The following is a 12,145-nucleotide window of genomic DNA, read 5'->3' as shown; positions in this document are numbered from 1 at the left end:
TTGCGTACCACATACGCACCATTTTTAAACATCGAACCGTTATTTAGGAATGAGCCTTTGAGGAGATCAGTTATAGCTGATACTGCTTCGATGGGCTGATCTCCTATGTGGCAAAGGTTCATTTCTAAGTAAGGACAGTATCATGTCAACTAAATTAGTGACTCATACAGATTTAGACCTCCGCGCAATGATTTCTGCAAAAGATGGAGAACCGGTAACTGATACATTTAAAATAGCTGAGGTGTTCAATAGACGTCATGCTGATGTCCTCCGAGCCTTGGCGAAGTGTCATTGCTCAGATGAATTCAGGGCTGCGCATTTTTTCGTTTCCGAGAAAATCAATGAGTTAGGTATTTTTGATAAAAAACAAAAATACTATGTTATGGATTTTAGCGGGTTCGTTATGCTGGTAATGGGATTCAGCGGATCTAAAGCTGGTCAGATAAAAGAGGCGTACATCAATGCATTCAACTGGATGAAAGGGAAACTTAGCGAACTAAATAATTCCCTTGAGGCTGAAAGTAACGCTGTAATGCTTGAGTATATGAAAGAAAAGGATGTAGCTAGTATGCCTGGTCGGTTATTAAATCGATGGGGAAGAGTAAAAAAGCCACAGTTACTATCAAGAATAAGCAAACTAGAGCAAAAGCGGCAATTGTGCATTTCATTTGCCAGTGAACAAAAATGAATAGGTCGCTCAGCGACCTTTTTTTATTGGAGGCTTCATGCCATTGCCCACATTGGAGAAGTTAAAAGCGCAATGTCGGATTGACGATGACAATGCAACAGAAGATGACTTGCTGATCACGTATATGCAGGCGGCTAAGAAGCGGGCAGAAAACTACATCAACAGAACGCTTTATGACGGTGATATTCCTGAATCCGATCCAGATGGTTTGCAGATCTCGGAGGATATTGAGCTGGCGATTATGCTGGCGGTTGGTCATTTCTATGAAAATAGAGAAACAACGGGTATGTCTGTCGGATTTAAAGCGTTATTGGAGCCATATCGCTATATCAATATTTAGGGGGTGATATGAAAGCGGGCGAACTCAATAAGCGGATTTGGTTATCGCGTATCGAGGAAGTGAGGGATGAGTTAGGTGTCCCCAAATCTAGCGTGGTGAAAATCAAAGAGGTATGGGCAAAAGCGGAGGCGATGTCTAACCGGAAAATACGCACTGCCGATCAGCTGCAGGTTATCGAAACGTACCAATTCACTATTCGACCACGTAGCGACGTTAATATCGGGTGGATCATCACTTATCAAAACCGCAACTTCACGGTTCGCGCTGTTGATAGAAACCAGTCAGACCGACTAATCATAACGACGGAGGCTGACAATCAGCATGATAGAAACTGACATTAAAGCCGATTTGGAGCGACTAACGGGGTTAAAGGCATATCCGTTAGGGCTTCCATCCGATGTGTTGGAAGGGGTTATTTATCAGTGCATCAGCGACCCTAAAGCGCTTACCGGACTCGCTAAAACCTCCCTTGTTCAATCGCGTTTTCAAATTACCTTTCAGATCCCCAATGACTATGCCAAAGCATTGAAGCTAGAAGCCTTAGTGCTTAAAGCTTGGGAAAGCATTACGCACGGTCATATCGGCTCATATCCTGTACAAACCGTTCAACGTGGGGCTTTCATGCAGTCACGAGAGGAGCAGACAGATAAGCGCGTTATTTTCAGAGTGATGCGTGATTTTGTTCTTACTTATCCAGAGGACGCCACATGAGAATGACGGTTGAAGTGAAGGGATTAAAAGACCTGGAGTATGAACTTAATAAACTAGGAGAAGAAATTACTACAAAGGTGTTAAGGCAAGCTGGGCGAGAGGCAATGACACCCGTGTTAGACGATATGAAAAAGCATGCTGGTTATGATGCGACAAGCGAAGCTGAGCACATGAGAGACAGCATCAAAATTACCACTACAAGCCGAATGAAGGACAACAAAACACTCTCTGTCATGACGGTAAGAGTGGGTCCAACTAAAGCGCATTATATGAAGGCGAAGGCGCAAGAATTTGGCACAGTCAAACAGATACCGAATCCATTCATTCGACCCGCGCTAGATTATAACCGTCAATTTATTCTCAACACACTTGCATCGGAAATACGTGCAAGCATCGAAAAATATCGTTAATTAAACTATTGGAGTCATCAATATGGCTGATAAAAAATCATCCCCTGAATATGCAATGTTGCCTGCCGGCACTATCGTTAAATTTGGTAAGCCGGGTGATACCGTTGAACAGATGAAAGCACTGGAAAACTGTAAAACAACAGGTGCAACGGGGCTAACTGGCGGGTTTGTTGATTGCACTACGCTTATTGATAAAAACAAACAATCAATCTCTGATTTACCGGATGGACCTGAAAAATCACTTGGGTTTATCGATGATCCAGAGAATGCGGATTTTGCCGCATTTTTGAACGCAGCGAATGCCCGTGAAGTCGTGCAGTTTTACGTGGAGCTACCAAACAAACGTACCGCAACGATGATTTTGGCATTATCTGGCTGGGAAATGAATAGCCTGGAAGCGCCTGCGAATGAGGTTATCCAAATTACTGTAAAAGGTAAGCAAAATAACATCACATGGGGCGTTGCCACTGCCGGAGGTACAGAATAATGTCTCTGAAGTCATCCCTCCTGAAACCTACTCCTCATATTGAAGAACATTCAATTTTAGGTACTAAAGTCTTTCTACGCCGGCTAACAATTGCTGAGCTAGATGAATATGAGCATGACCTTCAGGAAGCTCAAAAAACCGGATTTAGTTCAGATGCCAGTAAGGCAGGTGCTAAGTTGATTTTAAAAGCGATTTGCGATGAAAAAGGCAATCCAATTCCTGAAGATGAGTTGCCTACAGCAGATGAATTAGTGACGGTGCACGATACGCCAACACTGCTTTCTGCGATGGCATTCGTACAAAAATATAGTTATGGCTCTGTTGAGGAAGCCAAAAAAAACTAATCAACTCACCCTATCTTAAGTTGATTTTCCAACTGGCTGATAGATGGGGTGAGCCGGACCCACGCAAAATAGCACAATTGCCTGCAGATATTATCACTCACTGGCAGGCTTTTTTCTCTCATGAGCCTGATCAGGAGCCGGAGCAAGGCGAACACCCTCCAATAACCCAAACACCGCTTCCATCAAGTGTGGAGGAGCAGTGTAATAATGTCATGAGGATCTTAAATGGCTGACGTTGCAAGTTTAGCGGTTGCGTTACACCTCAACGCAGCCTCTTTTAAATCACAAGTCTTTGATACGTATGATTCAGCGCGCAAGGAATCCCAAAAATTCGCACAAGCAGCAACGAAAGATGCGGGTAACACAGCGGAAAGATTATTAGCAGTGTCAGCCAGTGCCAGAAAGGCGGGGGCTGATTTATCTGCTTCTGGACAATTGGCGCGACATTCTCAACTTGGATTTGCTCAACTAAGGAATGCGCTTACGGGTGTTTCCGCGGGTTCATCGGTAGCGACCAGTAGTTTAATTGGTGGCTTTATTCCTGCACTGGAACGCTCATTAGAGAACGTCAACAGTGTCAAATTTTCTTTAGCAGAACAGCAGCGAGTCGCACAAGAAGCCGCGAGAGAGGCTATTAATTTATCTCGTGCTCAAATCGAAGGGGCTCAAGCGGATAGAAAAAGCGCCCAAGAAAAAATCAATCTTGCAGCAAAGATGCGTGACGAAGCCATTGCCCGCAGAGAGCAAGCTTTTGCGCTCGATGAGTATTTAGAGCGACAAGTTGAAGTGAACAAGCAGCATGGTATTTCAGTCAGCTACGCGGAGGATCATGCTAAAAACGCACGCATTATCAGTGAGGCAAATATTGCCGAAGCCGATGCCAAGAAGCGAATGCAGAGCGCGTCTAATGCTATTATTTTAGCTGATAAAAGCGAGCTTGATGGTAAGAAAAATCTAGCAGCTGCTACAGTTCAATTATCCGATGCCAGCAAAGAACTAACCTTCTCACAGCGTGCAGCGGCGAATAGTGCCAGTTTGTTTAAAAGTGCATGGGGCATGATGGGTGGCGCTGTCGGTATTGGCATTATGGCGTCAGCGGGCGCTTTTACTTATTTATACTCTCAATATCAGCAAGCCGAAGAGCGCCAAAAAGCCTTCAATGCAGCCTTGCAAAAAGGCGGGTTAGGGCTTGTAACAACCGCCTATGATCTGCGAAATCTAGCGAATGAGCTAGGTGGAACCGCAGAGGCTTACAAGTCTGTCACTGCCGCCGCTAGTGCGGGTTTTTCTGGTGATTTACTGCATAAAGTCTCTGAGGTAGGTGCTCAGATAGAAAAATCTGGTGGAAGCGTTGACCTATTTATCTCAAAAATTGCCGCTTTAGGTGATCAGCCAGTCGCTGGGCTGCAAAAAATAATAGATTCAGGAAGAATCATTGATAGCCAAGCAATAGAAAGAGCCGCAAGGCTTGAGCGAGAAGGTAAGGTTCGAGAAGCAGCAAATGTTGCAATGTTAGCCGTAGCTATTGCTGAAATGGAATACAACACCAAAACGGGTGCGCTAGCAGTAGAGCATAAAAATCGAATTAAAGAGTTAGACAGAGCGTATGCTGGGTTACAGATGACTGTTAGAAATATCGATATGGGAGGAAAGGATCCTTTCATCGGTATGTATGTTGCTACCAAAAGCTTGCTTGCTGATAAGCTAAAAAAAGAGCAGGAGGAGCGAACTCAGCAAATAATCGACCAGCAAAATAAACTAACAGAAAACCTAAAGCTACAAAGTAACTTTAATGCTGCTTTTAACGCGGGAATAGATCAGCAAAAAATACGTTCTGAGCGTGAAAAGCAATTTAAAGATATGTTGGATAAAGGCACCATCTCTGCAAATGAGTATCAGCAAGCATTAAAGGGATTGGACAAGTTATTTTCAACGCCTAAAAAGGCAAGCGGCTCGGCCGTTATTGATGAAGGCAAGCAACGTGTCGAGCAGCTTTTGCAGCAAGGTGCGGCATTACACGCTCAATTAGTTGAAAACGAGGGGCTCACCGCATCAGAACGCAAACTTGCTTCCTTTGAACAAGAGCTGATTGGTTTACAGGGGCAGCATCTTAATGCTAGACAAAAAAGTATCCAATCCCATTCAGTAGAAATACGCACTCAATTATTAAAAAACATCGAGTTAGAGAAAGAAATTAAATTTAAGGAGTTACGAAAAAAATTTGATGACCAAAATTTTGAGGTCATGCAGAAAACGTCAAAAATCAGTCAGGATGCAACAAATCAAATGTTGCAAATCACAATGAGCCAGCGTGCTTATGATTTAATGCTTGAAGAGCAGCGTATTCAAGATGATTTTAGGCAGCGGCGCTATCAATTAGATAAAGAGGTCTCGGATAAAAAATCCCAACTCTACGTAGAGCAAACGGCATTTTTACTCCAAGAGGAACAAAAACAGATAGAAATTGTACGTCAAGCGTCGAAAGATAAATCTCGTAATCAAAGGGACGCTTATATGGGAATGGCAAAAGGAGTACGAGATTTTGGAGATACAGCGGAAAATGTTTATGAGCAAATGCGATCTGTTAGCAATAATGCTCTTAGTGATATGTCCGGCATGCTAGCTAATTTTGTTACAACAGGTAAGTTAAATTTTGCAGATTTTTCTCAGTCTATCGTAAACGAAATTACTAAAATGATTTTCCAGATGGTGATCTTTAATGCTTTAAGATCTGGGTTTACAGGCACACCTTTTGGTAGCGCTATAAACGCTACCACCACCCCTAATGCCAAAGGCAATACTTATGAGTCTCCTGGGTTAAGTGTGCATCGTAATAGCATAGTTAAATCTCCGACATTATTTCCTTTTGCTAAGGGCGGGGTTCCGGGGATGGGGTTAATGGGGGAGGCAGGGCCGGAAGCAATTATGCCATTGACTCGCGGAAGGGATGGTTCGTTAGGTGTTAGAGTTCTTGGGTTAGAGCAACCGCAATCAGTCGCTCCAAGTATTGTTATTCATCAAACATTCCACGTTACTGGCAATGGAGATCAGGCTCTTTATGATGCAATGCAGGAAGCTGCAAGGATGGGGGCAAAGCAAGGTTCAGATGACGCTTTAGCTAAAATCCAACGTGATTTTATAACGAGAGGAAAAATCCGAGGATCCCTTGAGAGGTAATCATGGTATTAGAGTGGCCAGAAGCCGTTGTGCCAGCAACAATGAACTGGCAATTAATCAGCAATAGCAAATCATTCACATCTGTTTTTACCGGAAGCGTGCAGACAGTGCGCTTCCCGGGTAGCCGTTGGCGCTGCACATTAACCTTTAATAATCTTACCGAGCAATTATCACGTGATCTAGAGGTTCTTATGGCGGCGCTTGATGGTGAAAGTGGTCGAGTAAAAATTAGCAATTGGTTGCGTCAAGGGTTGACTGGAAAAGGTGAAGCAAGAATAAGTACAGCCAACCAAACAGGCAAAATATTACAAACCAAAGGATGGATAGCCAATTCAATTATATTGCGTAAAGGCGATTACTTGACGGTTGGTAATGAGTTGAAAATGATCACTGATAATGTCATTAGTGACAAAGAGGGTAATGCGGTTATCCCTATTTCACCTATGTTAAGGGTTTCTCCAGCAGTCAATGATAAATTGGAAACGGTGCGTCCATTTGGAGTTTTTAAATTAACCAGTAATGATCAGGGTAATTTTCAATACAGACCGGGCGTCTTTTCTAATGTAACTATTACGTTTGAGGAGGCGTTATTCTAATGCTTTATCATCCATTTTCTAACAGCATGGTCAAAGCAATTAATGATGGGGCTGAATTAGTCATTGCTGCAAAACTTGATTTGAAGTCAGGGGTAACAAGAGCTCATACTGGGATTGGTAATTTGATTATCGCGGGTGAAGTCTATTTGGGTGTGGGTTCGTTAGGTAGCATAGAAACGGTTTCTGAAAATAATTCAACAAGTCCGCAGCAGCTTATATTGTCACTTTCTGGTTTTGACTCACTTTTAATTGCCGATGTTATGAATGAGCGAAGTCGTGGTAGAAATGTCAGTTTAATGCTGGTGGCTTTAGATAGTGATGGGAAACCCGCTGTAGCCGAAATTGTGTTCGCTGGACAAATATCAAATATTGGTGTGACTACGGGTAACAATAACGAAGTTGCCGTGACGGTATCAAACCGCTTTGAGCGATGGTCACAAGGTTTGCCGGATAGATTCACGGATGAATCGTGGACAAAGAGGCATGCTGGCGATCGTATTTTTCGTTATGTTGCCCAAATGGCGGAGCGTGCTATTTATTGGGGGAGCAAAAAAGATGCACCTGTATTTATTTACAAGTGATATATAAAAATTATTTTTGTATTATTCTCTTGAATACAATATAGGAATAATTTCATGAACCTAAAAAAAATAAGTGTAATATTTTTTGTTCTATTATTGTCTGCCTGTACGGTTAATAAGCAAATGTATGCTGTTGGCGGAAGCAAGGCAGATGGAACAGTAGAAATGGCATATGATGTTGGGGCGTTTGAAACAGCTAAAGTTGATTTTAATGACGCACAGAACAAAGCAACTCAAAAATGTAAGGTATGGGGATATAAGAAAGCTGAGGCTTTTGGTGGGCAAAAAAATAATTGCCTTGCTAGAAACGGTTTTGGTAATTGCATGCAGTCGCAAATTATTGTCCCGTTTCAGTGTATTGATTGAGTTACATTCGGCTACCTGCACTTAGAGGTTTGCATTAATATATTAGAATCTTAATAACCACCTTCGGGTGGTTTTTTTATGCCCGGAGATCAGTGATGCGACATCCTAACTGGACAACCAGACTCCCTGAAACACTACAAAAAGCGATGCAAAAATCATTTTCATGGGGTGAGCACGATTGCTGCTTATTTGCTGCGAATTGTGTGATTGCGCTATGTGATTTTGATCCCTGTGAAAAAGTGCGTGGAAGATATAAAACTCGCACCGGCGCAATGCGTGTTTTAAAAACGGAGTTCGGTGATATCGAGTCTGCACTTTCAAATCATTTTCTTGAAATTTCAGTTAATCAAGCAATGCGTGGCGATATCGTCATGTTTAATGGCGATGACGGGAAGACGCTCGGTGTTATGTGGGCCAATAAAGTTTGGGCGGTTACTGAGTCAGGTGCAATGCCAGTTAATCATCAACCAGTCAAAGCATGGAGAGTGGAGTAAATGGGAAAGACAGTCACTAACATTGTCTCTGCTGGATTGATGATTGCAGGGGTTATTGCTACTGGTGGATTGGGTACCGCGCTAATCGTTGCAGGTATTGCAGTGCAAGCAGCTGGCACCATGATCTTCAAAGATAAAATGCCATCGATGAGCTATCGGGATCAGTCTGAACGAAAACAAATGCTGCGTTCTGCGGTTGCATCAGAAACTATTATTGTGGGGAAAACGGTGTGTTCTGGTTTATTGTTTTTCGCAGAAGAAGAGCGCGGCGAACAAGATGAACATGAGCGATTATTCATGGCACTGGCACTCGCGGCTCACAAGGTTGATCACATAGGTAGAATTTGGCTGAATGATGACCTGATTGGCACTTTCGGTGATAAAGCGGGTTATGAGTTTCACAACTCCCGGACTGATTGTGACCCATACATGCTAAAGAATGCACCATCATGGAAAGAGGACATGATCGGGGATGGTTTGGCATGGTTGCGATTAACATTGAGATACGATGCTGAAAAATTCCCGTATGGCGTGCCGAACGTCAAAGTGGAAGTTTGGGGTAAGCAGCTATTTGATCCTCGCACGAATAAAACAATCTGGAGTAACAATGGTGCACTGGTAGTTCTCGATTTTTATCGTAGCTATCTTGGTGTGCCTGATGCTGATATTGATTTTGAGTCATTCAAAGTCGCTGCTGATCTGTGTGATGAGCCAGTTGTAAGTCCAGAAGGTGTTGCCGAACCACGTTATACCATTAATGGGGCCTATGAACTTTCTGAATCTCCAGCATCGATACTCGATCACATGCACAAATGCATTGCAGCGGAGCCGACCTATGTAGCCGGCAAGCACGGGATTTTAATGCAGGCTTACAATGGCCCAGCAGTATTGCGTATTGAACCGAATCAAATCATTGATACTGTTAATATCACGCCGGAACTGGCTTTACGCGATGCCACTAATGCGATTTACGGAACGTTTGTTGATGCTGAGCAGTTGCACATCAAAACTGACTTTGAGCCTGTCATTATCGAAGAATGGATTGATGAAGATGGGTTAGAAATCAAAGAGAACATGGATTATCGCTTTGTCACTAGTCCGTACCAAGCCAGTCGATTGGCCAATCTTTATTTGCGTAAAAAGCGAGCTGGTCGCCGCGTTCAATTACGCATGAATATGGATGGGTACGCTTATCGACCAGGAGAGGTGATTTTATTAAACCTTCCTCATATTGGCATTCAAAATCTTGAGTTTCGTGTCGCTGAATGGAAATTTCACCCTCAGGAGGGTGTTGATATTCTCCTCGAGGAGGACGGTGCTTATATTTATGAAGATATTATCGGCAAGCCATTTGTTAGACCGCCGTTTACCGTGCTGCCAACTGGCGGCGTGGCGCCACCGTTAAACCTCTCATTTGTGCCGGTTAGTATCGGCGAGATTGTGCAAGGGTATTTGAGTTGGAAATCAGCAGCTGCAGATGTTCGCTACAATACAGTGAACATTATACAAGATGGAAAAGTGGTTCAATCAATTCAGGTGCCGCAAGATAGAGTCGATTTATCGGGACTTGTTCGCGGATCCTATCGCGCTGAAGTTCGTTCAATTAATGCCGCTGGCGCCATGTCTGCCCCAGCCATTATTGATTTTGATATTCAAGCGCCACCTAAGCCTGTCAGTGTTGAAGTGACTGGCGGGATGTTCTCATTAACATGCGTTCCTCGCGCTGGTGAATCAGCGCAGCACGGCTATACGTTTGAATTCTGGTTCAGCGACAAGAAGCTGGCCAACACTAACGATTTGGAAGTTACAACAAAGTCCAATCGATTAGGGCAAGGGCAGTTCTGGACGAAAGAGAATTTAAAAGCGGGTACCGATTATTGGTTTTATGTTCGAACAGTCAATAGCTACGGAAAGTCACCCTTTGTCGAAGCGGTTGGGCAAGCCAATGCATTGCCTGCGGATATCATCGATGAAATGGGTGGTCAGTTCATGACTACCGAAGCCGGTAAGCGGCTGGAGGAACAACTTAATTGGCTCAATGAAGCTAGCTTGATAAATGGTGCCGCAACGTTTGAAGTCCAGCAGGATTTATTCACTAAGCATGGCCAGTCGATGGCGCAAATTAAGCGCTTAGACCGTGTGTTTGCTGATGCAAATTTGGCATGGGCGCAATCTATTGTTGAAGTTAATGCGTCAATAAATGGTGTTAAAGCAGGCGTTATCAAGAATGACCAAGCCATTGCTGATTTAGACAAAGCATTTTCTAAATCTGTCACTGAATTAGAAAGCTCAATTGGTGAAGTGAAATCCGGAGTTGTTAAAAACGATCAGGCTATCGCGTCATTAAACAAGTCGTTTGCGGAATCACAAACGCAGGTTCAGTCAAAGCTTGATGAACAGATGGCGATTGTTAATACCAAAGCGACAACTGAATTTACTGCAAAAGGTGAAGGCTACGCAACGTGGGATGTGAACGCCGGGGTTTGGTACAACAAAACATTCTACAAAGCAGGGATGGTTATTAGTGCCGAAGTGAAGGCAGGGAAAGTCAGCACTTACATCGGATTTATGGCGAATAACTTTGCATTCATCAACCCTACAAACGGTAAATTTGAAACGTTTATGTACATGAAAGATGGTCAAATTTTCATGAAAGAAACGTTCATCGATAAGGCTTGGCTCAATAGCGTAGTTGTAACTGACAAAATGACGTCAGCAAATTACGTCCCCGGCAAGGTGGGTTTTAATATTGACGCTAAAACTGGCGATGCGGAGTTTAACAAACTACTCATCAGTGGAGATTTTAAAATCGTAGGTGATGCAGGTCGGGTATTAGTCGATGGTACCGGAATGACAGTCTATGACGAAAATGGAAGATGGGGCGTGAAAGTGGGGAGGCGTCCAGCATGAGTGATGATTATGGGTTATTCATAAACCCTAAAGACGGCGGTAAACTGGTTGAAATCACGAATAAAACATTCCCCCTTTCATTCATTAAAAAAATCACCGTCGATCCGTGGTCTGGTGATAAATACAATAAAGTGAAGAGCTTTAATATCCCCGGACTGTCAAAGTACGACGTTGTAATTGTGCCAATGTCAATATGTCAGTTTAATGCTTATGGTTATGTATCTAAAGTTTTAATTAGTAGATGGTGGGTGGATGGGGATACGTTCAGATGTGAGTATAGCCAGATAGACTGGGGTGGCGGATGGTTACCAGGTAATGATGGGGAGTCTCACTTTATGTTATTTGGCACCATGAAAGATGTGCCTAAAAACACCTATGGTCTGTTTATTAATGGCCTTGATGGTGCAATCGACAATTTTAGGGGGATAACGCAAGAAAGTGATTTATCGTACTGTGTATTTAGAGAAAAAATTCGCTTAACTGATCGGCAAAAATGGTCAATTCCTACAACGATTCCAAACCGTGATTCTGTTTGTGTCTTTATGCGTCCAGTATCGTCAAGCCATGTTTTGAGATATGACAGAGCAAGTAAACAAGTTTGGTCAATGGGGGCAGGCGATGTCTATATTGTGATTTTCTCATACGGGCTCGATTTGCAGCCAGCAGATGGGCTAACTATATGGAATAGTGCTGGTAAAGTGACGTACAGCTCTGATTACGTCCCATTCGTTAAAAACGGACATCAACTCACACTCAATAAAAACTCAGCGACAAGCTCATTTGCGGTACCGATGTTCACATTTGATACCCCCAGCGCATGGGTTGTTGAAGAAAGAAATTCATACAACATATTTGCCGGCGGTTATAAAGTTTCTGGAAATAAGCTCATCGGTGCTCGTTTGTGGACGATTGGTAGCTACCCAATCTACACAGGATCATCGATGGATATTTATGACCAGGAGATTATCTTTGGTGGCAGCTACGCAATAGACTTCAACGACTACTTCTAAATACTCAATTCAACGATAAGCCGCGAAAGCG

13 protein-coding genes and 1 pseudogene are annotated in these 12,145 nt (G+C 43.2%); all 14 read left to right on the top strand.

Features of this window, described 5'->3' with window-relative positions; genetic code table 11:
* Positions 1 to 95: 95 nt before the first annotated feature.
* The 14 genes and pseudogenes from GKR61_RS05570 (at position 96) to GKR61_RS05505 (ending at position 12,114) form a co-directional block, all read left to right on the top strand.
* Positions 96 to 688: pseudogene (locus GKR61_RS05570) on the top strand (Rha family transcriptional regulator).
* 37 nt (positions 689 to 725) lie between these two features.
* Entirely contained in the window at positions 726 to 1,028 is a 303-nt protein-coding gene (locus GKR61_RS05565) for a head-tail connector protein (RefSeq protein WP_154639610.1), read from the top strand.
* Between the two features lie 8 nt (positions 1,029 to 1,036).
* Positions 1,037 to 1,363: a phage head closure protein gene (locus GKR61_RS05560; RefSeq protein ID WP_154639609.1), complete on the top strand. Its 327-nt coding sequence runs from the start codon at positions 1,037 to 1,039 to the stop codon at positions 1,361 to 1,363.
* Positions 1,350 to 1,739: a hypothetical protein gene (locus GKR61_RS05555; RefSeq protein WP_154639608.1), complete on the top strand. Its 390-nt coding sequence runs from the start codon at positions 1,350 to 1,352 to the stop codon at positions 1,737 to 1,739. Before GKR61_RS05560 ends, GKR61_RS05555 begins: the two co-directional genes overlap by 14 nt.
* Positions 1,736 to 2,149: an HK97-gp10 family putative phage morphogenesis protein gene (locus tag GKR61_RS05550; protein WP_036975540.1), complete on the top strand. Its 414-nt coding sequence runs from the start codon at positions 1,736 to 1,738 to the stop codon at positions 2,147 to 2,149. Before GKR61_RS05555 ends, GKR61_RS05550 begins: the two co-directional genes overlap by 4 nt.
* A gap of 22 nt (positions 2,150 to 2,171) precedes the next feature.
* The gene (locus GKR61_RS05545; RefSeq protein WP_154639607.1) at positions 2,172 to 2,636 is read left to right on the top strand and encodes a phage tail protein; all 465 of its coding nucleotides are present in this window, start codon (positions 2,172 to 2,174) and stop codon (positions 2,634 to 2,636) included.
* The gene (locus GKR61_RS05540; RefSeq protein ID WP_036975543.1) at positions 2,636 to 2,980 is read left to right on the top strand and encodes a hypothetical protein; all 345 of its coding nucleotides are present in this window, start codon (positions 2,636 to 2,638) and stop codon (positions 2,978 to 2,980) included. The genes GKR61_RS05545 and GKR61_RS05540 overlap by 1 nt, the downstream gene beginning before the upstream one ends.
* A 225-nt stretch (positions 2,981 to 3,205) precedes the next feature.
* On the top strand, positions 3,206 to 6,157 hold the full coding sequence (locus GKR61_RS05535; RefSeq protein ID WP_154639606.1) for a phage tail tape measure protein: 2,952 nt from the start codon (positions 3,206 to 3,208) through the stop codon (positions 6,155 to 6,157).
* Between the two features lie 2 nt (positions 6,158 to 6,159).
* Complete coding sequence (locus GKR61_RS05530) at positions 6,160 to 6,753, top strand: hypothetical protein (RefSeq protein WP_154639605.1); 594 nt, start codon at positions 6,160 to 6,162, stop codon at positions 6,751 to 6,753.
* The gene (locus GKR61_RS17920; RefSeq protein WP_154639604.1) at positions 6,753 to 7,334 is read left to right on the top strand and encodes a hypothetical protein; all 582 of its coding nucleotides are present in this window, start codon (positions 6,753 to 6,755) and stop codon (positions 7,332 to 7,334) included. Before GKR61_RS05530 ends, GKR61_RS17920 begins: the two co-directional genes overlap by 1 nt.
* A 54-nt stretch (positions 7,335 to 7,388) precedes the next feature.
* Positions 7,389 to 7,700, top strand: a complete 312-nt coding sequence (yecR, locus tag GKR61_RS05520) for a YecR family lipoprotein (protein ID WP_154609773.1) — start codon at positions 7,389 to 7,391, stop codon at positions 7,698 to 7,700.
* Positions 7,701 to 7,795: 95 nt separating this feature from the next.
* Positions 7,796 to 8,194, top strand: a complete 399-nt coding sequence (locus tag GKR61_RS05515) for a DUF6950 family protein (RefSeq protein ID WP_154639603.1) — start codon at positions 7,796 to 7,798, stop codon at positions 8,192 to 8,194.
* Positions 8,195 to 11,104 (top strand): phage tail tip protein J-related protein, encoded by a 2,910-nt coding sequence (locus GKR61_RS05510; protein WP_154639602.1) that lies wholly within the window; start codon positions 8,195 to 8,197, stop codon positions 11,102 to 11,104. It begins immediately after the preceding gene.
* The gene (locus GKR61_RS05505; RefSeq protein WP_154639601.1) at positions 11,101 to 12,114 is read left to right on the top strand and encodes a DUF6453 family protein; all 1,014 of its coding nucleotides are present in this window, start codon (positions 11,101 to 11,103) and stop codon (positions 12,112 to 12,114) included. The genes GKR61_RS05510 and GKR61_RS05505 overlap by 4 nt, the downstream gene beginning before the upstream one ends.
* Positions 12,115 to 12,145 lie beyond the last annotated feature (31 nt).

This window comes from Providencia sp. wls1916 (assembly GCF_009706585.1).
Taxonomy (GTDB): Bacteria; Pseudomonadota; Gammaproteobacteria; order Enterobacterales; family Enterobacteriaceae; genus Providencia; species Providencia lanzhouensis.
Note: the sequence above shows the minus strand (reverse complement) of the source record. Positions and strands in the feature narration are given on the sequence as shown.

Coding starts and splice junctions, on each gene's coding strand:
- GKR61_RS05565 (WP_154639610.1), top strand. CDS start 726: ATGCCATTGCCCACATTGGAGAAGTTAAAAGCGCAATGTCGGATTGAC.
- GKR61_RS17920 (WP_154639604.1), top strand. CDS start 6,753: ATGCTTTATCATCCATTTTCTAACAGCATGGTCAAAGCAATTAATGAT.
- GKR61_RS05540 (WP_036975543.1), top strand. CDS start 2,636: ATGTCTCTGAAGTCATCCCTCCTGAAACCTACTCCTCATATTGAAGAA.
- GKR61_RS05550 (WP_036975540.1), top strand. CDS start 1,736: ATGAGAATGACGGTTGAAGTGAAGGGATTAAAAGACCTGGAGTATGAA.
- GKR61_RS05555 (WP_154639608.1), top strand. CDS start 1,350: ATGATAGAAACTGACATTAAAGCCGATTTGGAGCGACTAACGGGGTTA.
- GKR61_RS05535 (WP_154639606.1), top strand. CDS start 3,206: ATGGCTGACGTTGCAAGTTTAGCGGTTGCGTTACACCTCAACGCAGCC.
- GKR61_RS05515 (WP_154639603.1), top strand. CDS start 7,796: ATGCGACATCCTAACTGGACAACCAGACTCCCTGAAACACTACAAAAA.
- GKR61_RS05510 (WP_154639602.1), top strand. CDS start 8,195: ATGGGAAAGACAGTCACTAACATTGTCTCTGCTGGATTGATGATTGCA.
- GKR61_RS05505 (WP_154639601.1), top strand. CDS start 11,101: ATGAGTGATGATTATGGGTTATTCATAAACCCTAAAGACGGCGGTAAA.
- yecR (WP_154609773.1), top strand. CDS start 7,389: ATGAACCTAAAAAAAATAAGTGTAATATTTTTTGTTCTATTATTGTCT.
- GKR61_RS05560 (WP_154639609.1), top strand. CDS start 1,037: ATGAAAGCGGGCGAACTCAATAAGCGGATTTGGTTATCGCGTATCGAG.
- GKR61_RS05530 (WP_154639605.1), top strand. CDS start 6,160: ATGGTATTAGAGTGGCCAGAAGCCGTTGTGCCAGCAACAATGAACTGG.
- GKR61_RS05545 (WP_154639607.1), top strand. CDS start 2,172: ATGGCTGATAAAAAATCATCCCCTGAATATGCAATGTTGCCTGCCGGC.